The sequence below is a fragment of the Pseudomonas sp. HS6 genome (assembly GCF_023375815.1).
GTDB lineage: Bacteria > Pseudomonadota > Gammaproteobacteria > Pseudomonadales > Pseudomonadaceae > Aquipseudomonas.
Window position 1 is genome coordinate 3,391,653 of record NZ_CP067412.1, and the last position, 24,631, is coordinate 3,416,283.

Genomic DNA, 24,631 nt, shown 5'->3' on the forward strand with positions numbered 1-24,631 from the left:
TGTCGGGTTTGGCAGCGTGAATGACCGGATCTGATCACTCAGTCACATATTTCGCGCAAACATCGGAGATCGTGCTGGCTATTGCAGAGAACTGGACAGTCACAAAGTCTTTGCGGCATAGTCGCCGGGTTCTGACGAAGGCTCACCCATAACAAGGAACACGCAGATGGCAACGCTACTGGTGCTGCACGGCCCCAACCTGAACCTGCTCGGCACCCGCGAACCCGGGACCTACGGGTCGACGACCCTGGCGCAGATCAATCAGGACCTGGAACGCCGCGCCCGTGAAGCCGGCCATCATCTGCTGTACCTGCAGAGCAATGCCGAGTACGAATTGATCGACCGCATCCACGCCGCACGCGGCGAAGGTGTGGACTTCATTCTGATCAATCCAGCGGCTTTTACGCACACAAGTGTCGCATTACGTGACGCGCTGCTGGGAGTGAGCATCCCATTCATCGAAGTGCATTTGTCCAACGTGCACAAACGCGAACCTTTCCGCCATCACTCTTACTTCTCCGACGTAGCGGTGGGAGTGATCTGCGGCCTTGGCGCCAGCGGTTATCGACTGGCCCTGGAGGCTGCACTAGAGCAGCTTGAACAACAAGCTATACGCCCCTGACCGACCCTTGGGAGTTGATGATTCATGGATATCCGTAAAGTTAAGAAACTGATCGAATTGCTGGAAGAGTCCGGCATCGACGAGCTCGAGATCAAGGAAGGCGAAGAGTCCGTACGCATCAGCCGCCACAGCAAGACCCCGGCGCAGCAGTACTACGCACCGGCTCCGATGCAGGCTCCGGCCGCTGCACCTGTTGCCGCTGCCGCCCCAGTTGCTGCCGCCGCTCCGGCTGCCGCTGCTGCTCCAGCGCTGAACGGCACCGTTGCCCGTTCGCCGATGGTCGGCACCTTCTATCGCAAATCTTCGCCAACCTCGCCGTCCTTCGTTGAAGTCGGCCAGACCGTGAAGAAAGGCGACACCCTGTGCATCGTTGAAGCCATGAAGATGATGAACCACATCGAAGCTGAAACCAGCGGTGTGATCGAGTCCATCCTCGTCGAAGACGGCCAGCCGGTTGAGTACGACCAACCGCTGTTCACCATCGTTTGAACTGCGGAGAGCCTTTGATGACTGCGAAGTTGGAAAAAGTTCTGATCGCTAACCGCGGTGAGATCGCCCTGCGGATTCTGCGTGCCTGCAAAGAGATGGGCATCAAGACCGTCGCCGTTTACTCCAAGGCCGACAAAGAGCTGATGCACCTGGGTCTGGCAGACGAATCCGTCTGCATCGGCCCGGCTTCTGCCGCGCACTCTTACCTGCACATCCCGGCAATCATCGCGGCCGCTGAAGTGACTGGCGCTACCGCCATTCACCCAGGCTACGGTTTCCTCGCGGAAAACGCCGACTTTGCCGAGCAGGTCGAGAACTCCGGTTTCGCTTTCATCGGCCCGAAAGCCGACACCATTCGCCTGATGGGCGACAAGGTATCGGCCAAGCACGCGATGATCGAAGCGGGCGTTCCAACCGTTCCAGGCTCCGACGGCCCACTGCCGGAAGACGAAGAAACGGCGCTGCGCATCGGTCGTGAAGTCGGCTACCCGGTGATCATCAAAGCCGCTGGCGGCGGTGGTGGTCGCGGCATGCGCGTGGTGCACAAGGAAGAAGACCTGATCGCCTTCGCCAAACTGACCCGCACCGAAGCTGGCGCGGCGTTCGGCAACCCGATGGTCTATCTGGAAAAATTCCTGACCAACCCGCGTCACGTCGAAGTGCAGGTTCTGTCCGACGGCCAGGGCAACGCCATCCATCTGGGCGACCGTGACTGCTCGCTGCAGCGCCGTCACCAGAAGGTCCTCGAAGAAGCGCCGGCTCCGGGCATCGACGAGCAGGCCCGCAAGGAAGTCCTCGCCCGCTGCGTCAAGGCGTGCGTCGACATCGGCTACCGTGGCGCCGGCACCTTCGAGTTCCTGTACGAGAACGGTCGTTTCTACTTCATCGAAATGAACACCCGTGTTCAGGTGGAGCACCCGGTTTCGGAAATGGTCACCGGTATCGACATCGTCAAGGAGATGCTCAGCATCGCCGCTGGCAACAAGCTGTCGTTCACTCAGGATGACGTGGTTATCCGCGGTCACTCGCTGGAATGCCGGATCAACGCTGAAGACCCGAAAACCTTCATGCCGAGCCCGGGCACGGTCAAGCATTTCCACGCACCAGGCGGCAACGGCGTTCGCGTCGATTCGCACCTGTACAGCGGTTATGCGGTTCCGCCGAATTACGACTCGCTGATCGGCAAGCTGATCACTTACGGCGCCACCCGCGACGAAGCCATGGCGCGCATGCGCAATGCCCTGGACGAAATCGTGGTTGACGGGATCAAGACCAACATCCCGCTGCACCGTGATCTGACCCGCGACGAAGGCTTCTGCAAAGGGGGCGTGAACATTCACTACCTCGAGCACAAGCTGGCTGGCGAGAAGCACTAAGCTTCAGCCCGCACCTGACAAAGCCGCCTTCGGGCGGCTTTGTTGTTTCTTAAGGTTTCATCTGCTCACACATTACCCGCTCCCACAAAACCATCGCGCTCGCGTAAACTTGCGCGCTTCTCGCAGGCCGCTAGGCTGCAATCAATCTTTTTCACAGGTGCCCGCCATGCCTTGGCTGCAAGTCCGTCTCGCCATCAGCCCAGAACAAGCCGAAACCTACGAAGACGCTTTCCTTGAAGTGGGCGCCGTCTCGGTGACCTTCATGGACGCCGAAGATCAACCGATCTTCGAACCGGAACTCAACACCACCCCGCTGTGGGCACACACCCACCTGCTGGCCCTGTTCGAGGGCGGCACCGAAGCCGCCCCGGTACTGGCCCATCTGGAACTGCTGACCGGCAGCCCGCTGCCCGAGCATCACAGCGAAGTGATCGAAGACCAGGACTGGGAACGCAGCTGGATGGACGGTTTCCAGCCGATGCAATTCGGCCAGCGCCTGTGGATCGTGCCGAGCTGGCACGCCGCGCCGCAACCTGACGCAGTCAACCTGCTGCTGGATCCGGGCCTGGCGTTCGGTACCGGCACCCACCCGACCACCGCCCTGTGCCTGGAATGGCTGGACGGTCAGGACCTGAAAGACTGCAACGTGCTGGACTTCGGTTGTGGCTCGGGGATTCTGGCCATCGCCGCGCTGCTGCTGGGCGCGAAAGAAGCCGTCGGCACCGACATCGACGTGCAGGCGCTGGAAGCCTCCCGCGACAACGCCGGTCGCAACGGTATTGCCGACGAGCTGTTCCCGCTGTACCTGCCGGAGGATCTGCCGCAGGTCAAAGCCGACGTGCTGGTGGCCAACATCCTGGCCGGCCCGCTGGTTTCTCTGGCGCCGCAACTGTCCGGCCTGGTCAAGTCCGGCGGGCGTCTGGCGCTGTCCGGGATCCTCGCCGAACAGGGCGAAGAAGTCGCCGCCGCCTACGCGCAGGACTTCGATCTCGACCCGATCGCCAATCGTGATGGCTGGGTGCGCATCACCGGCCGTCGGCGCTAGAATGACCGCCTGCTCAATCCGGATCGCCGCATGACCGACAGCTTCGTCACCCAGTGCCCGCATTGCCAAACCAGTTTCCGCGTCAGCCACACTCAATTGAGCGTGGCACGCGGAGTGGTTCGTTGCGGCTCCTGCCTGCAAGTGTTCAACGCAGCCAAGCAGTTGCTCGAACAGCGCGCAGGCAAGGAAGCAGTCACGCCGGTAGCGCCAGCCATCGTCGAACCGGCACCGGTCACAGAAACACCGGTCGTCGCCAGACAACCCGAGCCCATCGAAACGCCTGAGCCACGCGCCATCAGCCAGAAGCAGTGGAGCGCCGCCGAGCTGGACCTGGACAGCCTGGATCTTGATCAGGAACTGGCCCGCCTCGAGCAACGGGAAATCCAGCCGACCACCGAATTCGGCCGACCGCGCGAAGAGTCTCTCAGCGCGCGTCGCGACAGCCACGAGCCGGAAGACGAGCCGTGGTCGGACAGCCTGTTCAGCGAACCGGCGGACGAGCGACCAGCCGAGCCTGAACACGAAACCGAAGTCATCGATGCCGAACCGGCAAAACCGGAACGCACCGAACCTTCGCTATCGCTGGAGCCGGTGGACCTCGATGACGAGCCGCCCATCCCGCAATTGCGCCTGCACGACCCGATCGATCATTCCGCTCGCCACGAACGCCTGTCAGCCAGTGACGAGGTGGACGACGATCTGACACCGGTCGAGCCGCCGCGCAAAAAACGCGAACGCAGCGAGCCCGGCGTACGTGCCGAAGTGTTACAGGACCTGACCGACGACCCGCTGCAACTGGACTGGCAGAAACGCCGCTCCCCTTGGGGCCGACGCCTGCTCTGGCTGTTGTTGATCCTGTTGGCCGCCGGCGCTCTCGCCGGCCAGTACATCGCCTATCATTTCGATGAGCTGGCCCGCCAGGATCAATACCGTCCGTGGTTCCAGCAACTGTGCCCGCAGATCGGCTGCACGGTGCCGTCCAAGGTCGATATCGCCAAGATCAAGAGCAGCAACCTGGTAGTGCGCAGCCATCCGGAATTCAGCGGAGCGCTGGTGGTGGACGCGATCATTTATAACCGCGCACCGTTCTCGCAACCGTTTCCGCTGCTGGAGTTGCGCTTCGCCGACCTCAACGGTCACCTGATCGCCAGCCGTCGCTTCAAGCCTGGCGAATATCTCAACGGCGACCTCGAAGGCATGGCGGAAATGCCGCCGCAGACGCCGATCCACATCGCCCTGGACATCCTCGACCCGGGGCCGAAAGCGGTGAACTACAGCCTGAGTTTCCACTCGCCCGAGTGAAACGCTTCACCGCTCCGCAATTGACGGCAGTTTTCTGACTTTGCACCGCACGACCAAACCGGCGGTAATAACAGAATAACTGTTCAGATTTTGTTCAATTCAGCCTTTATCCAGTCATCGAGAGCGGGTATCATGCCAACCCTTTTTCGAACTCTCATGATCCGGCCCCACTTCAGGGAAGTCCTATGTCGGCGGTACGCATCGGCCCATATACATTGCAGAACGGCTTGATCCTCGCCCCTATGGCGGGTGTCACCGACCAGCCCTTTCGTCAGTTGTGCAAGCGATTGGGCGCAGGGCTTGTAGTCTCGGAAATGGTCACCAGTGACATGAGCCTGTGGAATACCCGCAAGTCGCGCATGCGCATGATCCACGAAGGCGATCCCGAGCCGCGCTCGGTACAGATTGCCGGTGGCGACGCGCAGATGCTGGCGGACGCGGCCCGGGCCAACGTCGAACTGGGTGCACAGATTATCGACATCAACATGGGTTGCCCGGCAAAAAAGGTCTGCAACAAGGCCGCCGGCTCCGCGTTGTTGAAGGATGAAGCGCTGGTTACCGAGATCCTGCACGCCGTCGTGGGTGCGGTTGATGTGCCGGTAACCCTGAAGATCCGCACCGGATGGGATCGCGACAACAAGAACGGCCTGACCGTGGCGAAGATCGCCGAACAGGCCGGGATCACGGCGCTGGCGGTGCATGGCCGCACCCGCGCCGACCTGTACACCGGCGAAGCCGAGTACGACACCATTGCCGCGATCAAGCAGGCGGTGTCGATTCCGGTCTTTGCCAACGGCGACATCGTATCGCCGGAAAAGGCCCGCTACGTGCTCGACGCGACCGGTGCCGATGGCCTGTTGATCGGCCGGGCTGCCCAGGGGCGGCCATGGATTTTTCGTGAGATCGAACACTTCCTGCGTACAGGCGAAAAACTGCCGGCGCCGGAGCTGATCGAGGTGGAACGCATTCTGCTTGAGCATCTGGCCGCCCTCCACGCCTTTTATGGGGACGTGATGGGCGTACGCATTGCCCGAAAGCATGTGGGCTGGTATCTCGCAACCTTGCCGGGCGCCAAGGAGTTTCGCGCCCGTTTCAATCGTTTGGATGGTACGGAAACACAATGCGCCAACGTTCGGGAGTTCTTCGCCGAACGTTACAAGAGCCTGACAGGGGACGGAGAAGGGGTGGCCGCATGACGATGATGACCGAGACTTTAGTGAGTGGAACAACACCCGTGAGCGACAACGTGAATTTGAAACAGCACCTCAATACCCCGAGCGAAGAAGGCCAGACCCTTCGCGGGAGTGTCGAGAAAGCGCTGCACAATTATTTCGCCCACCTTGAGGGCGCAGCCGTCACGGACGTGTACAACCTGGTGCTCTCCGAAGTCGAGGCTCCCCTGCTCGAAAGCGTGATGAACTACGTCAAGGGCAACCAGACCAAGGCCAGCGAGCTGCTCGGACTCAACCGCGGCACGCTGCGCAAGAAACTCAAGCAGTACGATCTGCTGTAAGCATTCAATCAAACCAGAAAGGCGCCCGCGTAAAACCGGTCGCCTTTTTTGCTGACTTCCCTTGCTTTTGATGGAAATTGAGATGACCGACCAGACTACCCGCCTGCCGATCCGCCGCGCCTTGATCAGTGTTTCCGACAAGACCGGGATCCTCGAATTCGCCAGGGAGCTGGAAGCCCTGGGCGTGGAAATCCTTTCCACCGGCGGGACCTTCAAACTGCTGCAGGACAACGGCGTGGCCGCAGTGGAAGTCGCGGATTACACCGGTTTCGCAGAGATGATGGACGGTCGGGTGAAAACCCTGCACCCGAAAATCCACGGCGGGATCCTCGGTCGTCGCGGTATCGATGACGCGATCATGAACGAGCACGGCATCAAGCCGATCGATCTGGTAGCCGTCAACCTGTACCCGTTCGAAGCCACCATCAGCAAGCCAGGCTGCGACCTGCCGACCGCCATCGAGAACATCGACATCGGCGGCCCGACCATGGTCCGTTCGGCCGCGAAAAACCACAAAGACGTGGCCATCGTGGTGAATGCCAGCGACTACGCCAACGTCCTGGAAAACCTCAAGGCCGGCGGCCTGACCTACGCACAACGTTTCGACCTGATGCTCAAGGCGTTCGAACACACTGCCGCCTACGACGGCATGATCGCCAACTACATGGGCACCGTGAACCAGGCCGCTGACACCCTCAGCACCGAAGGTCGCAGCGAATTCCCGCGCACCTTCAACAGCCAGTTCATCAAGGCCCAGGAAATGCGCTACGGCGAGAACCCGCACCAGAGCGCGGCGTTCTACGTTGAGGCCAAACCAGCCGAAGTCGGCATCGCCACCGCGACTCAGCTGCAAGGCAAAGAACTGTCGTACAACAACGTGGCCGACACCGACGCCGCGCTGGAATGCGTGAAGAGCTTCGTCAAACCGGCCTGCGTGATCGTCAAGCACGCCAACCCTTGCGGCGTGGCCGTGAGCCCGGACGCCGAAGGCGGCATCCGTCAGGCCTACGAACTGGCCTACGCCACCGACACCGAATCGGCGTTCGGCGGCATCATCGCCTTCAACCGTGAACTGGATGCCGAGACCGCCAAGGCGATCGTCGAGCGTCAGTTCGTCGAAGTGATCATCGCCCCGAGCGTCAGCGAAGAAGCCCGCGCCATCGTTGCTGCCAAGGCCAATGTGCGCCTGCTGGCCTGCGGCGAGTGGTCGGCCGACCGTGCCGCTGCCTGGGACTACAAGCGCGTCAACGGTGGCCTGCTGGTACAGAGCCGTGACATCGGCATGATCGGCGCCGACGACCTGAAAGTGGTGACCAAACGCGCCCCGACCGAACAGGAAATCCACGACCTGATCTTTGCCTGGAAAGTGGCCAAGTACGTTAAATCCAACGCTATCGTCTACGCCAAGAACCGTCAGACCATCGGTGTCGGCGCTGGCCAGATGAGCCGCGTGAACTCGGCACGTATCGCCGCGATCAAGGCTGAACACGCTGGTCTGCAAGTCGCCGGTTCGGTGATGGCATCGGATGCGTTCTTCCCGTTCCGCGACGGTCTGGACAATGCGGCCAAGGTCGGTATCACTGCGGTGATCCAGCCAGGCGGTTCGATGCGTGATGCTGAAGTGATTGCTGCTGCCGACGAGGCTGGTATCGCGATGGTATTCACCGGTATGCGCCACTTCCGTCACTGATAAACCGATTCCCTGTGGGAGCGGGCTTGCCCGCGATGCAGCCACCTCGGTTCTTAAGACAGACCGCAGTGATGCTATCGCTGGCAAGCCATCTCCCACAGAAAAGCGCCCCTGCGGCGCTCAACAGAATTAGCGTCATCCGAGGTTTTTGAAATGAATGTTTTGATCATTGGCAGCGGTGGCCGCGAACACGCCCTGGCCTGGAAAGTGGCTCAGGATCCGCGTGTGCAGAAGGTTTTCGTGGCACCGGGCAACGCCGGCACTGCGATTGAAGCCAAGTGCGAAAACGTCGCCATCGACGTGCTGGCCCTTGAGCAACTGGCCGACTTCGCCGAGAAGAACGTTTCCCTGACCATCGTCGGCCCTGAAGTGCCGCTGGTTGCCGGCGTCGTCGATCTGTTCCGCTCCCGAGGCCTGGACTGCTTCGGTCCGACCGCCGGTGCCGCACAGCTGGAAGGCTCGAAAGCCTTCACCAAGGATTTCCTGGCGCGCCACAAGATCCCGACCGCCGACTACCAGAACTTCACCGAGATCGAGCCGGCCCTGGCTTACCTGCGTGAAAAAGGCGCACCGATCGTGATCAAGGCCGACGGCCTGGCTGCCGGTAAAGGCGTGATCGTCGCCATGACCCTGCAAGAAGCCGAAGACGCCGTGCGCGACATGCTCGCCGGCAATGCTTTCGGTGATGCCGGTTCGCGCGTCGTGATCGAAGAATTCCTCGACGGCGAAGAAGCCAGTTTCATCGTCATGGTCGACGGCAAGAACGTTCTGCCGATGGCCACCAGCCAGGACCACAAACGCGTCGGCGACGGCGACAGCGGCCCGAACACCGGCGGCATGGGTGCTTATTCCCCGGCTCCAGTGGTCACGGCTGACGTTCACCAACGTGTTATGGATCTGGTGATCTGGCCGACCGTGCGCGGCATGGCCGAAGAAGGCAACGTCTACACCGGTTTCCTGTACGCCGGTCTGATGATCGACAAGGCCGGCAATCCGAAGGTCATCGAGTTCAACTGCCGTTTCGGCGATCCGGAAACCCAACCGGTGATGCTGCGTCTGCAGTCGAGCCTGGTGTTACTGGTCGAAGCGGCACTGGCCCAGGCGCTGGACAAGGTTGAAGCGCAGTGGGATCCACGTCCGAGTGTCGGCATTGTGCTGGCGGCCGGCGGTTACCCGGGCGACTACGCCAAGGGCGCGCCGATCAACGGTCTGGACGCGGCAGCGAGCCTGGAAGGCAAGGTCTTCCACGCCGGCACCGCGCTCAAGGACGGCAATGTCGTGACCGCCGGTGGTCGGGTGCTGTGCGCTACCGCCATGGGTTCCAGCGTGAGTGCTGCCCAGGAGCAGGCCTACAAACTGGCCAAGGCCATCGACTGGGAAGGCTGCTTCTACCGCACCGATATTGGCTACCGCGCCATTGCCCGTGAACGCGGCGAAACTCTGTAATAAGCTACGCTGTGTTTCCGGCAAGGGCCCTTGGTCCTTGCCGGACTGTTCCGACGCTGCGCATCGTTATATTCTGGCATCAACCTACGAAGGGATTTCGCCGTGCGCTGGCTCAGGATTGCCATAGGCTTCACCGTCACACTGTTGACCTTGCTCTGCATGCTCCCGGCCCAGGCCGCGCAAGGCAGTGGCTGGTCGGTATTGCTCGACGATCAGGGCAACCTCCAGCTGAGCGACATCCGCTCCGCCCGCTACACCAATCAATTCAGCCCTATCGAGCTTGACCGCCTCACCGCGGCCGAACCCGATGGCGCGTTATGGCTGCGCTTCAGACTGGCGCCCGGCAAGCACGAACAAGTGCTGCGCATCTTCGCTCCCGACCTGTCCCACCTCAATCTGTACGTGCTCGATGGCGACAGGCTGATCGAGCAACGGGAAACCGGCACCGTCCAGGCCCAGGCCGAGCGCCCACTGCCGAGCAGCGATTTTCTGCTGCCATTACCGCAAAGCGACAAGTCCCTCGACGTTTACCTGCGCCTGGTCTCCGACCATCAGTTGCGTCCATACATCACCCTGCAATCGGCGGTGATGGGCGCGGCCAACCATAATCAGACGCTGATCTACGGCTTGCTGTTCGGCTGCCTCGCCATGCTGATCCTGCACAACCTGATCCGCTACGCCTACACCCGCTCGCGCAGCAGCCTGTGGCTGGCGGTGTGTGAAGCGTTGCTGAGCCTGAGCCTGTTGCTGTTGCTCAACCTCGCCGGTCCTTGGCTGCCGAACTGGCACGCGATCCAGACCCCCGGCGCCTATCTGGCACTGCTGCTGACCGCACCGGCCGGCCTGATGTTCGCCTACCGCTTCTTCGCCCCGCTCAGCCCGCATCCGCTGAACAAACTGCTGCTGGGCGACATCCTGTTCATCGTGATCTGCAGCCTGCTGCTGTTGTTCGTCAACACCCTGCCGCTGAACATCATCACCTACGCACTGGTGGCCCTGGCCGGGCTGAGCATGTTGCTGGTAGCGTTCTATCACTGGCAGAAAGGCTACCGCCCTGCCCGTCTGTTCGTCGCCGCCATGGTGGTGTTCAACATCGGCACGCTGATCATCCTTCCGGCCCTGCTGGGGCTGACCCTGGTGGCGCCGCAAGGCCTGATCATGACCCTGATGGGCTTCATCTGTATCAGTGGCCTGCTGATGAGCATCGCCCTGGGCGAGCGCCAGCGCAGCATCACCGAAAGCCGTTTCAGCATCAGCCGCGACCTCGCCGCAAGCAACGCGGAAATCAATGCCAAGGCCGAATTCCTCGCCAAGATCAGCCACGAAATCCGCACGCCGATGAATGGCGTACTAGGCATGACCGAACTGCTGCTCGGCACGCCGTTGTCGGTCAAGCAGCGCGACTACGTGCAGACCATCCACAGCGCCGGCAACGAACTGCTGACCCTGATCAACGAGATCCTCGACATCTCCCGCCTCGAATCCGGGCAGATCGAACTGGACGACGTGCAATTCGATCTCAACGCCCTGATCGACGATTGCCTGAGCATCTACCGCGCCAAGGCCGAACAGCAGAACGTCGAGCTGATCAGCTTCATCCAGCCGCAAGTGCCACGGGTCATCAGCGGCGATCCGACCCGTCTGCGCCAGACGCTGCTAAGCCTGCTGGAAAACGCCCTGAAGAAAACCGAAGAAGGCGAAGTGCTGGTGGTGGTCGCCCTCGATGAACGCAGCGCCAAGCCACGCCTGCGCATCGCCGTGCAAGACAGCGGCCAGCCGATGGACCAGGAAGAGCGTGATGCGTTGATGCACGCCGAGTTGCACAGCAAGCACTTCCTGTCGGCCAACCGCTTGGGCGGCAATCTCGGGCTGGTGATCGCACGGCAACTGATTCGCCTGATGCAGGGTGAGTTCGGCATCAAGAGCGGCGCCACCCAGGGCAGCACGCTGTGGCTGACCCTGCCGCTGGACCCAGACCGCCTGGAGCACCCGACCTCCGATCTCGACAGTCCGCTGCAAGGCGCGCGGGTGCTGGTGGTCGACGACAACGACACCTGTCGCAAAGTACTGGTGCAACAGTGCAGCGCCTGGGGCCTGAACGTCAGCGCCGTGCCGTCGGGCAAGGAGGCGCTGGCCCTGCTGCGCACCAAAGCGCACCTGCGTGACTATTTCGACGTGGTCCTGCTGGACCAGAACATGCCCGGCATGACCGGCATGCAACTGGCGGCCAAGATCAAGGAAGACCCGAGCCTGAACCACGACATTCTGCTGATCATGCTCACCGGCATCAGCAACGCGCCGAGCAAGATCATCGCGCGCAACTCGGGGATCAAACGCATCCTGGCCAAACCGGTGGCCGGCTACACGCTCAAGACCACACTGGCCGACGAGCTGAACCAGCGCAACCGTGGCCAGGCGGTGTTCCAGCCACAAGCCGTTGGCCCGGCCACGGCAGTCAAAGTCCCGAGCGATTTCCGCATTCTGGTCGCCGAAGACAACACGATTTCCACCAAAGTGATTCGCGGCATGCTCGGCAAGCTCAACCTGCAACCGGACACCGCGAGCAATGGCGAAGAAGCCTTGCAGGCCATGAAGGCCCAGCGCTACGACCTGGTGCTGATGGACTGCGAAATGCCGATCCTCGATGGTTTCTCCGCCACCCAGCAACTGCGGGCCTGGGAAGTCGGCAATCAGCGCATCCGTACGCCGATCGTCGCACTGACCGCGCACATTCTCGCCGAACACAAGGAGCGTGCGCGCCAGGCCGGCATGGACGGGCACATGGCCAAACCGGTGGAGTTATCGCAGTTACGCGAGTTGATCGAACACTGGGTGGCCCAGCGCGACCAGCAAAACCGAACGGCTTCCACCTTCTGAGTGATGCCGTGCGGTCATCCTTTCAAATTTCAAGTTCTCTCAGGTATTTGCTCGACTGTGACAGTACCGCTTTCTTCACCTTCTCCCGAAATGTCGCGTAGTGAAGCGTATTGAAGGTGATCGCAGTCAGTTGCTCGATACTCTCGCGCTCAAGCGATTCATTTTTGAGAAACAGGAACCGCGAGATCTCTCGCTGAATCGAAAACCTGCGATGGTAGACCCCGAGTTCAACCTTGTGCGCGCCGTTCATGACACACGGAATCATCTGAAAACAGCCGACATCGGCCTCAAGGCTAGTGGACTCAAACACTTCCATCGCCAATAAGTTTCGCTCCAGCTCGGCCATGGCCCGCCTCATGGGCAAGTAGAACTCCTCACCGAGGGAAGCCTTTATACGCTGCAGGGCCTTGCTGCCCATCGGGGCGACAGGCTCGGGGGAAAACGTTTGAGGTCGTGGCACGTCCCAGCCCAGATGTTTCAGTTTATTGCAGTAATAGTCGAACCAATCGCCCGATAGTCCATCGGCCATCGCCGCTCGGGTGCTCTGTTGCGCAAAAGCCGTGCTCATGTAAATGTCTTCCCGATGGGAAGCCGGCAGGCCAGCTGCAAACGACACAACGCTGGCACCGACCACTGCGGATGCAGGTGCAAATACGTCAGTCATTGCCGAGCCTCTCTGGAAGTACAGCGCAGCAAGACGGGTCGCCCTTCTCCAGCACAGCAACATTGTCTTTGATTCTGCTTTTGATCTTCAGGGCAAGTTCGTGACGCACCGGGACATACTGGGATTCCACCAGATTCGCGCGGAAAGCCCGCAAAGTAACAGCGCCTTTCACGTCCTCGGCACGATAACGCTGGAACAGAGGGCTGGGGCCCAGTGCCTGATCGGTTTTAAGTTCGAAGTACACACTCCGGAACGAAGTGGGTGACTGCGCCACAATCACCATCATGTGCACGTCCTCTGCAGGTGCCGGCACTGGCATCACTACATGCTCGGATACTTTCTGCACATGGGTACGCAACATTTTGATGGCGGGAGTCGTATCCGAGATCTTCTCCAATCGAGCCATTACTTCGGCGATTGCTTGCCCTTCGTCAGCATTCACTTTGGACATCGCAGCCACTACCCAGTCCACTGCGCAAACATCACTGTCTGGAGCAAGAGTCCTGTCCTCTCGCGATTTTTCATACCGAAACCAAAAACCATCGATAATGTCGCTATAGACGTCATACCAGAGAGTATCCGGTTCTTTTTCCGTCTGCTTATTCGCCACCAACTGCGCGTACAACACGGTGTTGATCACATCATCGTAAATGGTCACATCGTCTGTTTCAGGCACGATCAGGACTGCCGCCCCAACCATCAATACTGTATATAAATCTTGCACATCAACACCTCTCTTTTTTGAATAAGGGCAATCGATGCACGATTACCCTTACTTACTTAATTAGATGTCGTAATCAATCTTCTTGAGAGCGTGCGCCACAAGTTTGCCCGAGACAAACGCACGAGTGGCTTCAGCAAGAGCATCATTTTTCTCAAACACTGTTTCACCGCTATACAGATCCACATTACGAACATCAACATCGACAAACATTACTTTGGTCGATGTATTTCGACGTTTGAAACGCACTGCTCCGATAGCAAAAATAGTTACACCGTTTACTTCTGTGCACGCCCCTGCGGTGACTCCGCCTACGCCTTGTTCCAACAGGTTTCGCTCATAAACCGTCAGTGCGGTTTCACGTTGTTTCAGAGCGGCGATGGCGTCACCCGCCACTTTCAGCATCAATGCAGAAGTCGGGCCTGGCAACGCAACCCCGGCAACGACCGAGCCCAGGATTTGCAGAACCAGTTGGTCCATACGGACACTGGTCCCGCCTACTTTAAGATCGCTGTAGTATCGGGTGACAGGCGCCCAACCCATATTGGTCATGACTTCGCGGAATATCATGTACCACTCTTTGCCCTGGTGTTCCGCCGGATACTGTTTATTTGCCACTAACGATGCATAGAGAAAAGCATTCTGTGCATCTGCGCGGTTAACACCCGAGAGATTACCGCTAAAACTAAGCACACCCTCGCCTACAATCGAACCCTTGCTCGGCGTTTCAACATCGTCACCCAGGGAGAACATCCTGCGAGGCGCAACAGCCAACGGCTCGCCCAAATCATACTCTTTCAAATTTTTGATGCAGGAATCGATATAAGCCTGGCTAGTAGTATATTTACTCATGACACTGTCCTTACGTTAATTTAAACAAGTCCCTCATGAACTTGCCGAAAGAACAATACCCAACCCCATCAACTCCAACAAACCAAAACATGTAACACCATATCCACAAACAACCGACAACAACACTTAGATGCGCACAACCAAGCACCTCCACAAAGGAAACTAACAAGTAAATAATTCAAGCGCGCCACCCACAGGTAATTGATCGACTGATAGACTTTGTTTCACCTCAATCCGAATGCGAGCCAAAACCATGCTCCACGTGTTGTTCAGCGTTTACCTGAAGATGCTGGTGCTCTACAGCCCGTTCTTCGTGTTGTCCTGCTTCATCAGCCTCACGCGTGGCTACTCACGCAAGGAGCAGCGCCGCCTGGCCTGGAAAGTGGCCATCGCCACGCTTGTCTCCAGTGTCCTGCTGTATTTGTTCGGGCGGGTGATTTTCGATGTGTTCGGGATCACTGTGGATGCCTTCCGCATCGGTGCTGGCAGCGTACTGTTCATCTCGGCACTGGGGATGGCGCAGGGCAAGTCGGCGGTACAGACAGACAATGTGCAGCAGGATGTGACCATCGTACCGCTGACCATTCCGTTGACCGTCGGTCCCGGCACTATCGGTGCGCTATTGGTGATGGGCGTCAGCCAGCCGCACTGGGATGACAAGCTGATCGCGATCATGAGTATCGCCCTGGCCAGTTTTACCGTCGGTGTGGTGCTGTATCTGTCAAATCGAATCGAGCGGATTCTTGGCGATCAGGGATTGCAGATCGTCAGTCGGCTCATGGGATTGTTCGTTTGTGCACTGGCGGCACAGATCATCTTTACTGGGGTGAAAGGTTATCTTGGCTGAACTGCCACCCCTGAAATGAAAAGCGGCTCCGAAGAGCCGCTTTTTTTATGCCTCAGTTATCAGGTTTCTCGCCATACCAGCGCGGGGTGTACACCCAATCGCCACCGCTGGCCCGAGAAAAAGTACAGGTCGTGGAGGACCCGACTAGCACCATGGTGCGCATATCCACCTGATCCGGGGTCAACGCGCCCAACGTGGTGGTGCGTAGCGTCTGGCCGGGCCTGCCGATGTCACGTCCCAGCACCACCGGCGTTTGCGGCGCGCGATGTTGCGCGACGATTTCCAGCGCTCGCCCCAGTTGCCACGGACGGGCACGGGAGATCGGGTTGTAGAACGCCAACGCCAGATCAGCTTCGGCGGCCAGATCCAGGCGTTTTTCGATGATCGACCACGGCTTGAGGTTGTCCGACAGCGACATCACGCAGAAATCGTGGCCCAGCGGCGCACCGGCCTGAGCGGCGGTGGCGAGCGAGGCGGAAACACCCGGCAGGATTTCCAGATCGACGCTGTGCCACGCCTGATCCGTCGACTCGTGCAACGCTTCGAGCACCGCCGCCGCCATGGCGAACACGCCCGGATCGCCGGACGAAACCACAATCACCGAACGGCCCTGAGCGGCGAGTCTGAAAGCATGCCGGGCGCGCTGCATTTCTTCGCGGTTGTCGGTGCAGTGCTGCACCTGATCTTCGCGGAAGGGACCGGCCATGCGTACGTAGGTTTCGTAACCCAGCACATCGGTAGCCCGGGCCAGTTCGGCCTTCACTGCCGGCACCATCAACTCGGCTGCACCCGGGCCGAGGCCGATGACGGCCAGACGACCACGCGGACGACCGACCTGCGAAACATCCAGCGGCTGTTCGGCCACTGCGATGGCAAGGTCGTGGGATGCTGTGATGATTCGAGCGTCAGGGACTGCATCGCGAGCCAGTTCAACGATGTCACTCGCTGGCGCAACAAAGCGCAGCGGCACCGCCAGTTCAAGCGCAGCTTCACGCAATGCCGGGCTGGCCATCTGAACATCAGCCGCCACCAGACAGGCCAGCGATTGAATCGCCACACCGGACTGCAGCAACGCATTGCGAATGAAGCCCGACAGGTCAGCCACTTCGGAACCGACCACCACCGCCACGCTGCGCGGATAAATCAGCAACTCACTGGCGCTCGCCACACGGGCATCGCTGCCGACATGAATCGAGCGCTGCGCCTGTGGATCTTCCGGCAATTGCGCCTGCGCAAGCCACGGCGCAGCGCCATCGATGCGCACGCTGTGGCCGGCGAGCAAGTCAGAGACAAAGCGCTTGCCCTGCTCCAGATCGCCGAGCGCGTAACCGCCGGGCGGGTTGAGCAGGCAGGTGCCGAAGCGCAATTCGCCGCTGGTGGTGATCGCCGCTGCCACTTCAAGTGCAGCCGCCATCTCACGGGCCATGACATTCACCCCGCCCAGGCCACCAAGCAACGGCACCACAGCGCTGCCGTCTTCAGCCACGGCGAGCACCGGTGGCTCGACGCCTTTTTCCAGCAGCAGTGGCGCCAATGTACGGATGACGATACCCGCCGCGCACAAGGCAATGATCGGCGTGTCCTGTTGATACAACTCGCGCAGGGTTGCGCCGAACTCGCTGTAAGTCAGGTCGGCACCTTCGACGCGCCCTTTCAGTCCGTGAATCTGCGCAGCCGGATAGACCTGCTGAAGACGACGGGCCGTGGCCAGTGCGCCCTGGCCGAGAATGACGATGGCCGGTGTGGATTGGGTCATCAGCCTTGCCACCGTTCGCCGGGAACAATGATCAGCGAGAAGTACGGCGACGACATCGGCTCGACCTCATCCAGCGGCACGATCTTCTGATTGGCCATGGTCGCGCGTTCGACGTACAGCGCACGCTCGGCCAGGCCCAGCTCTGCCAACACGTCGCGTACTTTCGGGAAGTTGCGCCCCAGCTTCATGATCACCGCCGCGTCGGCATCGGCCAGACGACGTTTGAGCTCTTCGTGAGGCAACACGCCGGACAGCACCGACAGGCTCTGATTGCGATACACCAGCGGCGCGCCCAGCACCGAAGCGCCACCGAGCATCGAGCAGACGCCCGGCACCACTTCGGCTTCGTAACGGCTGGCGAGGCGATCGTGCAGGTACATGTAGGAGCCGTAGAAGAACGGATCACCTTCGCAGATCACCGCCACATCGCGACCGGCATCCAGATGCGCGGCCACTTCCTCGGCCGCGTCATCGTAGAAATCGCTGATCACTTGCTCGTAGGACAGCGGCGCCGGCAGCACTTCGGTGGTCACCGGGTACACCAGCGGCAGCAGGTTCTGCGCATCTTGCAGGTGCGCCTCGATGATGCCGAACGCGTTGCCCTTCTTGCCCTTGGCCACGAAATACGCCACCACCGGCGACTCGCGTAGCAGGCGCAGGGCCTTGACGGTAATCAGTTCCGGATCACCGGGGCCGACGCCCAGGCCGATCAAACGTCCTTTGGCCTGCATCATTCGATCTCCGTGGCGAGGGCATTGACCGCAGCGGCGGCCATGGCGCTGCCGCCGAGGCGGCCCTGCATGATCACGAACGGCACGCCCCGGCTGTTGGCGGCCAGCTCGGCCTTGGATTCGGCAGCACCGACGAAGCCCACCGGGAAGCCGAGGATCAGCGCCGGTTTCGGAGCGCCGGCGTCGAGCATTTCCAGCAGATAGAACAGCGCGGTCGGCGCGTTGCCGATCACCACCACACTGCCTTCCAGATGCGGGCGCCACAATTCCAGCGCCGCCGCCGAGCGAGTGTTACCCAGCTCGCGCGCCAGCTCCGGCACGCTGTCGTCGCGCAGGGTGCAGATCACTTCGTTGTTGGCCGGCAGACGCGCACGGGTCACGCCCTCGGAAACCATCCGCGCATCACACAGGATCGGCGCGCCGGCGGCCAGCGCATCGCGCCCGGCCTTGCCGGCGCCTTCGGAAAATTGCAGCCCGTCGATGGCCTCGACCATGCCGCAGGCGTGGATCACCCGCACCGCGAGTTTTTCCAGGTCGGCCGGGATGCGAGCCAGGTTGGCCTCGCTGCGAATGATCGCGAAGGAGTTGCGATAGATCTCCTGACCGTCGCGGATGTAATCAAGCATCAAGGGGGCTCCGTGAGCGGGCGGCGAGCAAGGTCGCGGCCGCTTCGATAGTAAGGTTGTGAGCGTGCAGCGCGCCGAAACCGGGCTGTGCTGCATCGCGAAAATAGAGATCGTAGTGACCGGGAGCGACCGCCAGCAGAGTCACTGCAGCACGGTGCGCGGCGGCGCAGGAACGCGGGCAGCCGGACAGGTGCACATCCACGGGGTGTGGCAACAGCGTAGCCAGAACGCGGGCATCGTGTTTGGTGTCGGCCAGGCCTTTGCTGCAGCCGTTGGAGCCGGTGCAGGCGATCAGGTGCGCTAAGGGATCGTCGACATGGGTCAACAGGTTCAGCTTGCTCAGAGCATCGAGCGCTTTAACCGCATCCGTCTCACGCACATTGGGCAGCAACAGACTTTGCCAAGGGGTGAAACGCAGACTGCCGTCGCCGAAGGTTCTGGCCAATTGCGCGGCGCCACGCAACATGTCCGGATCGAGGCGGCCGAGCGCCGGTGCGGCACCGACATAGACCTGACCAGCCGATTGCTGAGGGTGGATGCTGAGGTGCAAACCCTCTGGTCCGGCTTCGCGCTGCCAATCAGCGACGGCTTTCAGGTTGATCCGCTGAGCGACTTTTTCCAGGAACACCGGCGCCGGACACTCATCCAGCAGATGACGCATTCGCGCCTGCTCCGGCCGGGCCAGTTCAAGGAACAGTTCCAGCACCGCCACCACCAGCGCATGTCCGTCCGCAAGCGCCACGGCAGCCAGCGGCCGATCCGTCGGACAACCCGCCAGACCGAACGCCAGCAGCGTGTCGCCGCGAGCTTCGAATGCCGACAACCACAGGTCATGGGGATGCTCGAGCATCGCCAACGCTTCACCGCCGTCCAGTTGCACGGCGAACTTGGCGCTCAGCTCATGGAAACGCGGATGGCTTTGCAAGGTCTCGAGGATCTGCCCGGCCAATGGACGGGTATCGAAGCGCATCTGTCGGTCGATGCCGGCGGCCGGGCTAAGCATCAGGTTGCGCACATCGTCGCCCGCTGCGGTTCGCGGCCCGAGACCGGCGGCCAGCAGGCTGTCGATCAGCGCGGCGGACTGCTCGCCGATGCCGCGAATCTGCAGATTGCCACGATTGGTCGCCTCGATCGCTCCACCCGCAAACCGCTCGGCGGCATTGGCCACCGCATCGGCCTGATCGGCCGTGATCGAACCGCCATCGAGCTTGATCCGGCAGATCCCGCCATCCAGCGCCTGGACGATACGCAGCAACCCCGGACAGGCCGAGGGGCGTATGGCGTTGGACATCCGGCGTTCGTTCAAGGGCTGGCAGCTCTGTGGGAAAGGCGCTTCGCGGGCGAAGGCGCGGTATTATGCCTGCTTTGTCCGACGGCATGAAAAGTCTGCCCGTCGGAACGGCGCGTTTGCGGACACTTTTTTGAGGGGCTACAGATGTCACCCTGGCTGACAGTAGTAGGAATCGGTGAAGACGGCTTCAAGGGCCTGGGCAAGAATGCCCGACGCGCCCTGCTGGGCGCCTCGCGGATCATCGGCGGTCAGCGTCAGCTGGATCTGTTGCCGGTGTGCATCCGTGGCGAGCGCCAGTTGTGGCCGAGCCCGTTTTCCCTGGCCCCGGTTCTCGAGCGTCGAGGCGAAGCGGTGTGCGTGCTGGCCAGCGGTGATCCGATGTTCTACGGCGTCGGGGCGAGTCTGGCGCGGCAGGTTCCGGTGGCCGAGATGCTGGTTCTGCCATCGCCATCCTCATGCTCGCTGGCAGCAGCCCGATTGGGCTGGCCTTTGCAGGACGTTAGTATGCTGTCGCTGGTGGCTCGCCCGCTTGCGACCCTCAACGCACAACTGTCTAGCGGCGTGCGCCTGTTGCTGCTGAGCAATGACGGTCAAAGCCCGGCGGCGGTTGCGGCATTGCTGCGCGAGCGCAGTTTTGGCCCCAGTCGCCTGAGCGTTCTGGAACATCTGGGCGGCAACGCCGAACGCCGGATCGACGGCACCGCCAACGACTGGAATGACCCGGCCATTGCCGACCTCAACGTGATCGCCATCGAGTGCCTGGCCGATCCGCAGACACTGCGCCTGTCACACCTCGCCGGCCTGCCGGACTCGGCCTTCCAGCACGACGGCCAATTGACCAAACGCGACGTGCGCGCCATCACCCTCGCCCGCCTCGCTCCGACACCGGGCGAATTGCTGTGGGACGTCGGCGCCGGCAGCGGTTCGATCGGCATCGAATGGATGCGCGCTCACCCGAGCTGCCGCGCTCTGGCTATCGAGGCCGATGACGGCCGACAACAGTTGATCGAACACAACCGTGATGCGCTGGGCGTTCCCGGCCTGCAACTGATTCGCGGCAGCGCACCGCAGGCTCTCGCCGGACTGGAACGCCCGGACGCGATTTTCATCGGCGGCGGCGTGACCCGCGAAGGCGTGCTCGACACCTGCTGGGAACAACTCAAACCCGGTGGCCGACTGGTGGCCAACGCCGTGACCCTGCAAAGCGAAATGACCTTGATGAGCTGGCGCGAACGCCATGGCGGCGAGCTGACCCGCATCCACATCGCCCAGGCGCAGCCGCTGGGCGAGTTCGACACCTGGCGCCAGGCCTTGCCGATCACCCTGCTCGATCTGGTCAAACCCCTCGATGCGTGACGAAACTGCCGAACAACCCGCGCCCCTGCGCAGCGGCCTGACCACCGGCAGCTGCGCCACGGCCACCAGCCTCGCCGCTGCCCGCCTGTTGCTCGGCGGAGTAGTGGCTGACGCCGTGCAGATTGTGTTGCCCAAGGGCAAACAGGTGCAGATGCGTCTGGAGTTCTGCCGACTAACCGAAGACGGCGCAGAAGCCGGAACCATCAAGGATGCCGGCGACGATCCGGACGTGACTCACGGCGCCCTGCTCTATTCGCGGGTGCGCCTGATGGCCGAGCCGGGGATTCGCTTCAACGCCGGCAAGGGCGTCGGCACCGTGACCCGCCCGGGGCTGGTGCTGGCCGTCGGCGAACCGGCGATCAACCCGGTGCCGCGCAAGATGATCAGCGATCACCTGACGTTGCTCGCCGAAGAAACCGGCTATCGCGGGGGCTTCGAGGTGACGGTCAACGTCGAGGGCGGCGAAGCCCTGGCGCTCAAAACCATGAACCCGCGCCTGGGCATCCTCGGCGGGCTGTCGATCCTCGGCACCAGCGGCATCGTCCGGCCGTTTTCCTGCGCGGCGTATATCGCTTCGATCCATCAAGGCATCGACGTGGCGAAAACCAACGGCTACCTGCACATCGCCGCGTGCACCGGCAACGCCAGCGAAGACACCATGCGCCGGGTCTACGACCTGCCGGAAATCGCCCTGATCGAAATGGGCGACTTCGTCGGCGCGGTACTCAAGCACCTGCGCAAAGTGCCTGTGGATAAACTCAGCCTGTGCGGCGGTTTCGGCAAGATCAGCAAACTGGCGGCCGGGCACATGGATCTGCACTCGCGTCATTCAAGCATCGACCTGCCGCAACTGGCAGAGTGGGCGGCGGCAATTGGCGCCGATGACGATTTGCAGCAAGCCATTCGCGGGGCGAACACCAGTCAGCAGGCGTTGGCGATGGCCAGCGCGGCGGGCGTTGCGCTGGGCGATGAGGTTTGCCGCCATGCCCTGGAATTTGCCCGTAGCGTGGTGCCGGCTCAGGTCCAGGTCGAAGTATTTGCGATTGATCGTCAGGGCGGCATCGTCGGCCATGCGGGGGCTTTTGTATGAAACGGATTCTGTTGTTGGGTGGTGTGACTGAAGCGTTGGCCATCGCGCGTACTTTGGGGCCGGAACACATCTACAGTCTGGCCGGAGTGGGCCGGGTGCCGACCGATCTGACGTGTCAGGTGCGCGTCGGCGGCTACGGTGGCGCCGAAGGTCTGGCGCAGTTCATTCGCGATGAAGGCATCGATCTGCTGCTCGACGCCACCCACCCCTACGCTGCACAAATCAGCCAGAACGCTGCCACCGCTGCGCAACTCACCGGCATCCCCTGCTGGGCCCTGCGCCGCCCGGCGTGGCAACCAGAGCCGGGCGATGACTGGCGCGAAGTCGCTGACTGGGCCGAACTGATCACCGCCCTCGAACCCTTCCGCCGCCCCCTGTTTACCCTTGGCCGCGAACCGCTTCAGCACCTCGATGAAATCCCTGCGCACCAGTTCTGGACCCTGCGCGCCCTCGACGTCTACCCCGGCAACGAACGCTGCGAAGTCATCGGCGCCCGTGGACCGTTTCTGCTGGAAGATGAGCGGGCGCTGTTCGAACGCCGGCAGATCGACGTGCTGATCAGCAAGAACAGCGGCAGCACCGCAACCGAGCCGAAACTGGAAGTGGCGCGGGAGCTTGGGGTGCCGGTGATGGTGTTGAAACGGCCTGGATTGGCGGAGGTTGATCGGGAGTTTTCGACGGTTGCTGACGTCATCTCGGCTCTTGAAAGACCTTGATCGGGACGGAGCTTTTTCCTCTCGCGATAGCTTCAGTTGTTGACGCAAGTCCCATGCAATGCAAATTCGAGCCGCTACACTCTCTTGAAAGAGCGCTGCGACACCAAACCGCACGACGCTTTTTTACTTATCGGCCCTGATCAGGCTAAATAGCCGCGCCTGATCGCCCACCCTACGGACCTGTCCCATGAACCGACACCGGCTCGCATTTGCCTGGATCGCCTGCTTTGCAGTGCTGTTCAACATGCTCGCCATGCCGTTGACGGGAGCGATGGCGCAGGCGGCGCAAACGCCGGCCGAGCAGTTGCTGTGGAGCAGTTTCTGCACCGGCAGCGGGACGAAGATGGTGGCGATCGACATCGGCAGCCTCGATCAGAAGGCGCCGCAAAGCGGTGACAATCATTCGACCATGCAGCATTGCTGGTGCTGTTCCGGATCGGCGCCGGTGGTGGCGTTGCCGGGGCATTCGCCGCAGCTGTATTTCGCCCGATACGAAAGCAATCGCAGTGTGGCGCCCGCCGTGCTGCAAACCCCGACTCCGCGCCAGCAATGGCCGAGCCTCAATCCCCGCGCCTCCCCTCTGGTTTGATTTGTTCCCGCATTTGACCTGCGTTTCAAATCGTTCTGGAGAACTGCCATGTTGAACAAATTCATCGTCATCGCTGCGCTGTTGCTGCCTGCGTGCTTCGCCCATGCCCACGAATACAAGGCCGGCGAGCTGGAAATCGCCCACCCGTGGTCGCAGGAGTTGCCGCCGAACGCACCGACGGTTGCCGCGTATTTCATCATTCACAACGCCGGCAAGACGGCTGACCGCCTGCTCAGCGTCGACTCGCCCATCGCCCCGACGGCCGAACTGCACGAACACGTGATGCAGGGCGACCTGATGAAGATGCAACAGGTGCCGAACGTCGCGATTCCGGCCGGTGAAAATGTGACCTTCGCGCCGATGGCCTATCACGTGATGTTGATGAATCCGACCGACCGCAGTCTGCTGACCGATGGCAAGCGCTTCCCGCTGACCCTGCACTTCGAAAAGGCCGGTAACGTGACCGTCGAAGTGGCCGTGCAGAAGAAACCACCGCAAGACATGCCGGAACACGCGCACGCCCAGTAACCCCTTCGGCAGACTCCGCCCATGCGCCCGCGCAGCGCCAGGTCGTCCGTGCAACGCCGTCAGACTGAACACCTGACACGCGGCAGCTGGATCGCCCTGTTCGCCATGTTGATGATCTTCATCGGCCCGCTGATTTCTCAGTCGATGCCGATGGATCAGCACGCCTCGACTTCGATGCCGATGAGCATGGACATGTCGATGGACATGGCGGGCATGGATCATACCGCGCATGAAGCAACACCCTCGGCCGAACACTGCCCGCCGCAATCCTCGCACCATGTGCTGTGGGAAAAATGCGGTTATTGCAGCCTGCTGTTCAACTGCCCGGCGCTGACTGGCGGCGGCAGTTTTGCCACGTTCAGCATCGCCCACGTCAACACCTTCACCCCACCCTCCCCGCGTCTGGGCCATGCCCGGCAGACCTTCTTCCCCGGCGCCCGCAGCCGCGCCCCGCCCGTCGCAGCGTAAACACCCACCTCTGATTGCACACGGTTGAGAAGACAG

General features: G+C 61.3%; 24 protein-coding genes. 17 read left to right on the forward strand and 7 right to left on the reverse strand.

Annotation, left to right across the window (positions count from 1 at the left end; all coding sequences use genetic code 11):
- Nucleotides 1-166: 166 nt before the first annotated feature.
- From aroQ to JJN09_RS15425, 10 genes are all read left to right on the forward strand, one after another.
- A complete protein-coding gene (gene aroQ / locus JJN09_RS15380; RefSeq protein WP_007951022.1) occupies nt 167-622 on the forward strand; it encodes a type II 3-dehydroquinate dehydratase in 456 nt (151 codons plus the stop codon).
- A gap of 24 nt (nt 623-646) precedes the next feature.
- Nucleotides 647-1,111 (forward strand): acetyl-CoA carboxylase biotin carboxyl carrier protein, encoded by a 465-nt coding sequence (accB, locus tag JJN09_RS15385; protein ID WP_096819740.1) that lies wholly within the window; start codon nt 647-649, stop codon nt 1,109-1,111.
- A gap of 17 nt (nt 1,112-1,128) precedes the next feature.
- Complete coding sequence (gene accC, locus JJN09_RS15390) at nt 1,129-2,487, forward strand: acetyl-CoA carboxylase biotin carboxylase subunit (RefSeq protein WP_096819741.1); 1,359 nt, start codon at nt 1,129-1,131, stop codon at nt 2,485-2,487.
- Nucleotides 2,488-2,653: 166 nt separating this feature from the next.
- Entirely contained in the window at nt 2,654-3,532 is an 879-nt protein-coding gene (gene prmA, locus JJN09_RS15395) for a 50S ribosomal protein L11 methyltransferase (protein WP_085732735.1), read from the forward strand.
- Between the two features lie 30 nt (nt 3,533-3,562).
- Nucleotides 3,563-4,834, forward strand: a complete 1,272-nt coding sequence (locus tag JJN09_RS15400; RefSeq protein ID WP_249482505.1) for a DUF3426 domain-containing protein — start codon at nt 3,563-3,565, stop codon at nt 4,832-4,834.
- A 185-nt stretch (nt 4,835-5,019) separates the two neighbouring features.
- Nucleotides 5,020-6,030: a tRNA dihydrouridine synthase DusB gene (dusB, locus tag JJN09_RS15405; protein WP_249482506.1), complete on the forward strand. Its 1,011-nt coding sequence runs from the start codon at nt 5,020-5,022 to the stop codon at nt 6,028-6,030.
- Complete coding sequence (gene fis, locus JJN09_RS15410; RefSeq protein ID WP_003186237.1) at nt 6,027-6,347, forward strand: DNA-binding transcriptional regulator Fis; 321 nt, start codon at nt 6,027-6,029, stop codon at nt 6,345-6,347. Before dusB ends, fis begins: the two co-directional genes overlap by 4 nt.
- Before the next feature lie 82 nt (nt 6,348-6,429).
- Nucleotides 6,430-8,037, forward strand: a complete 1,608-nt coding sequence (purH, locus tag JJN09_RS15415; RefSeq protein ID WP_249482507.1) for a bifunctional phosphoribosylaminoimidazolecarboxamide formyltransferase/IMP cyclohydrolase — start codon at nt 6,430-6,432, stop codon at nt 8,035-8,037.
- Between the two features lie 153 nt (nt 8,038-8,190).
- The gene (purD, locus tag JJN09_RS15420; RefSeq protein WP_249482508.1) at nt 8,191-9,483 is read left to right on the forward strand and encodes a phosphoribosylamine--glycine ligase; all 1,293 of its coding nucleotides are present in this window, start codon (nt 8,191-8,193) and stop codon (nt 9,481-9,483) included.
- A gap of 102 nt (nt 9,484-9,585) precedes the next feature.
- Complete coding sequence (locus JJN09_RS15425; RefSeq protein ID WP_249482509.1) at nt 9,586-12,360, forward strand: hybrid sensor histidine kinase/response regulator; 2,775 nt, start codon at nt 9,586-9,588, stop codon at nt 12,358-12,360.
- 22 nt (nt 12,361-12,382) lie between these two features.
- Here the strand turns inward: JJN09_RS15425 and JJN09_RS15430 are convergent, their stop codons facing one another.
- Genes JJN09_RS15430 through JJN09_RS15440 form a run of 3 tightly spaced genes read right to left on the reverse strand, consistent with a single transcriptional unit; the run spans nt 12,383 to nt 14,597 of the window.
- Complete coding sequence (locus JJN09_RS15430) at nt 12,383-13,024, reverse strand: hypothetical protein (protein ID WP_249482510.1); 642 nt, start codon at nt 13,022-13,024, stop codon at nt 12,383-12,385.
- A complete protein-coding gene (locus JJN09_RS15435; RefSeq protein WP_249482511.1) occupies nt 13,017-13,748 on the reverse strand; it encodes a hypothetical protein in 732 nt (243 codons plus the stop codon). The genes JJN09_RS15430 and JJN09_RS15435 overlap by 8 nt, the downstream gene beginning before the upstream one ends.
- A 60-nt stretch (nt 13,749-13,808) precedes the next feature.
- The gene (locus JJN09_RS15440; RefSeq protein ID WP_249482512.1) at nt 13,809-14,597 is read right to left on the reverse strand and encodes a hypothetical protein; all 789 of its coding nucleotides are present in this window, start codon (nt 14,595-14,597) and stop codon (nt 13,809-13,811) included.
- Nucleotides 14,598-14,850: 253 nt separating this feature from the next.
- On the opposite strand from JJN09_RS15440, the gene JJN09_RS15445 reads away from it, so the two are divergent.
- On the forward strand, nt 14,851-15,444 hold the full coding sequence (locus JJN09_RS15445; RefSeq protein WP_192563344.1) for a MarC family protein: 594 nt from the start codon (nt 14,851-14,853) through the stop codon (nt 15,442-15,444).
- A 52-nt stretch (nt 15,445-15,496) separates the two neighbouring features.
- On the opposite strand, the gene cobJ is transcribed toward JJN09_RS15445, so the two are convergent.
- From cobJ to cobG, 4 genes are read right to left on the reverse strand one after another with little or no spacing between them, the layout of a single operon-like run.
- Entirely contained in the window at nt 15,497-17,200 is a 1,704-nt protein-coding gene (gene cobJ / locus JJN09_RS15450; RefSeq protein ID WP_249482513.1) for a precorrin-3B C(17)-methyltransferase, read from the reverse strand.
- On the reverse strand, nt 17,200-17,931 hold the full coding sequence (locus JJN09_RS15455) for a precorrin-2 C(20)-methyltransferase (RefSeq protein ID WP_192560901.1): 732 nt from the start codon (nt 17,929-17,931) through the stop codon (nt 17,200-17,202). Before JJN09_RS15455 ends, cobJ begins: the two co-directional genes overlap by 1 nt.
- Complete coding sequence (locus JJN09_RS15460) at nt 17,931-18,557, reverse strand: precorrin-8X methylmutase (protein ID WP_085609238.1); 627 nt, start codon at nt 18,555-18,557, stop codon at nt 17,931-17,933. Before JJN09_RS15460 ends, JJN09_RS15455 begins: the two co-directional genes overlap by 1 nt.
- The gene (gene cobG, locus JJN09_RS15465) at nt 18,550-19,848 is read right to left on the reverse strand and encodes a precorrin-3B synthase (protein ID WP_302851887.1); all 1,299 of its coding nucleotides are present in this window, start codon (nt 19,846-19,848) and stop codon (nt 18,550-18,552) included. The genes JJN09_RS15460 and cobG overlap by 8 nt, the downstream gene beginning before the upstream one ends.
- Before the next feature lie 144 nt (nt 19,849-19,992).
- Here cobG and cbiE point away from each other — a divergent pair, with 144 nt between their 5' ends.
- From cbiE to JJN09_RS15495, 6 genes are all read left to right on the forward strand, one after another.
- Nucleotides 19,993-21,204, forward strand: a complete 1,212-nt coding sequence (cbiE, locus tag JJN09_RS15470) for a precorrin-6y C5,15-methyltransferase (decarboxylating) subunit CbiE (RefSeq protein WP_249482514.1) — start codon at nt 19,993-19,995, stop codon at nt 21,202-21,204.
- Nucleotides 21,197-22,294: a cobalt-precorrin-5B (C(1))-methyltransferase gene (locus JJN09_RS15475; protein ID WP_249482515.1), complete on the forward strand. Its 1,098-nt coding sequence runs from the start codon at nt 21,197-21,199 to the stop codon at nt 22,292-22,294. Before cbiE ends, JJN09_RS15475 begins: the two co-directional genes overlap by 8 nt.
- The gene (locus JJN09_RS15480; protein WP_249482516.1) at nt 22,291-23,010 is read left to right on the forward strand and encodes a cobalt-precorrin-6A reductase; all 720 of its coding nucleotides are present in this window, start codon (nt 22,291-22,293) and stop codon (nt 23,008-23,010) included. Before JJN09_RS15475 ends, JJN09_RS15480 begins: the two co-directional genes overlap by 4 nt.
- 187 nt (nt 23,011-23,197) lie before the next feature.
- Nucleotides 23,198-23,599 (forward strand): DUF2946 domain-containing protein, encoded by a 402-nt coding sequence (locus JJN09_RS15485; protein WP_249482517.1) that lies wholly within the window; start codon nt 23,198-23,200, stop codon nt 23,597-23,599.
- Nucleotides 23,600-23,647: 48 nt separating this feature from the next.
- A complete protein-coding gene (locus JJN09_RS15490) occupies nt 23,648-24,127 on the forward strand; it encodes a copper chaperone PCu(A)C (protein ID WP_249482518.1) in 480 nt (159 codons plus the stop codon).
- Nucleotides 24,128-24,148: 21 nt separating this feature from the next.
- Nucleotides 24,149-24,595 carry a DUF2946 domain-containing protein gene (locus tag JJN09_RS15495; protein ID WP_249482519.1) on the forward strand — a complete coding sequence of 149 codons (447 nt, stop codon included), beginning with the start codon at nt 24,149-24,151 and terminating at the stop codon, nt 24,593-24,595.
- Nucleotides 24,596-24,631 lie beyond the last annotated feature (36 nt).

Excerpts from the sequence above, each read along its gene's own strand:
- JJN09_RS15475 (WP_249482515.1), top strand. The coding sequence starts at position 21,197 with ATGCGTGACGAAACTGCCGAACAACCCGCGCCCCTGCGCAGCGGCCTG.
- accB (WP_096819740.1), top strand. The coding sequence starts at position 647 with ATGGATATCCGTAAAGTTAAGAAACTGATCGAATTGCTGGAAGAGTCC.
- cbiE (WP_249482514.1), top strand. The coding sequence starts at position 19,993 with ATGTCACCCTGGCTGACAGTAGTAGGAATCGGTGAAGACGGCTTCAAG.
- dusB (WP_249482506.1), top strand. The coding sequence starts at position 5,020 with ATGTCGGCGGTACGCATCGGCCCATATACATTGCAGAACGGCTTGATC.
- JJN09_RS15430 (WP_249482510.1), bottom strand. The coding sequence starts at position 13,024 with ATGACTGACGTATTTGCACCTGCATCCGCAGTGGTCGGTGCCAGCGTT.
- purH (WP_249482507.1), top strand. The coding sequence starts at position 6,430 with ATGACCGACCAGACTACCCGCCTGCCGATCCGCCGCGCCTTGATCAGT.
- JJN09_RS15480 (WP_249482516.1), top strand. The coding sequence starts at position 22,291 with ATGAAACGGATTCTGTTGTTGGGTGGTGTGACTGAAGCGTTGGCCATC.
- JJN09_RS15400 (WP_249482505.1), top strand. The coding sequence starts at position 3,563 with ATGACCGACAGCTTCGTCACCCAGTGCCCGCATTGCCAAACCAGTTTC.
- JJN09_RS15445 (WP_192563344.1), top strand. The coding sequence starts at position 14,851 with ATGCTCCACGTGTTGTTCAGCGTTTACCTGAAGATGCTGGTGCTCTAC.
- cobG (WP_302851887.1), bottom strand. The coding sequence starts at position 19,848 with ATGTCCAACGCCATACGCCCCTCGGCCTGTCCGGGGTTGCTGCGTATC.
- JJN09_RS15455 (WP_192560901.1), bottom strand. The coding sequence starts at position 17,931 with ATGCAGGCCAAAGGACGTTTGATCGGCCTGGGCGTCGGCCCCGGTGAT.
- accC (WP_096819741.1), top strand. The coding sequence starts at position 1,129 with ATGACTGCGAAGTTGGAAAAAGTTCTGATCGCTAACCGCGGTGAGATC.
- JJN09_RS15490 (WP_249482518.1), top strand. The coding sequence starts at position 23,648 with ATGTTGAACAAATTCATCGTCATCGCTGCGCTGTTGCTGCCTGCGTGC.
- JJN09_RS15460 (WP_085609238.1), bottom strand. The coding sequence starts at position 18,557 with ATGCTTGATTACATCCGCGACGGTCAGGAGATCTATCGCAACTCCTTC.
- JJN09_RS15495 (WP_249482519.1), top strand. The coding sequence starts at position 24,149 with ATGCGCCCGCGCAGCGCCAGGTCGTCCGTGCAACGCCGTCAGACTGAA.
- aroQ (WP_007951022.1), top strand. The coding sequence starts at position 167 with ATGGCAACGCTACTGGTGCTGCACGGCCCCAACCTGAACCTGCTCGGC.
- purD (WP_249482508.1), top strand. The coding sequence starts at position 8,191 with ATGAATGTTTTGATCATTGGCAGCGGTGGCCGCGAACACGCCCTGGCC.
- fis (WP_003186237.1), top strand. The coding sequence starts at position 6,027 with ATGACGATGATGACCGAGACTTTAGTGAGTGGAACAACACCCGTGAGC.
- JJN09_RS15440 (WP_249482512.1), bottom strand. The coding sequence starts at position 14,597 with ATGAGTAAATATACTACTAGCCAGGCTTATATCGATTCCTGCATCAAA.
- prmA (WP_085732735.1), top strand. The coding sequence starts at position 2,654 with ATGCCTTGGCTGCAAGTCCGTCTCGCCATCAGCCCAGAACAAGCCGAA.
- JJN09_RS15485 (WP_249482517.1), top strand. The coding sequence starts at position 23,198 with ATGAACCGACACCGGCTCGCATTTGCCTGGATCGCCTGCTTTGCAGTG.
- cobJ (WP_249482513.1), bottom strand. The coding sequence starts at position 17,200 with ATGACCCAATCCACACCGGCCATCGTCATTCTCGGCCAGGGCGCACTG.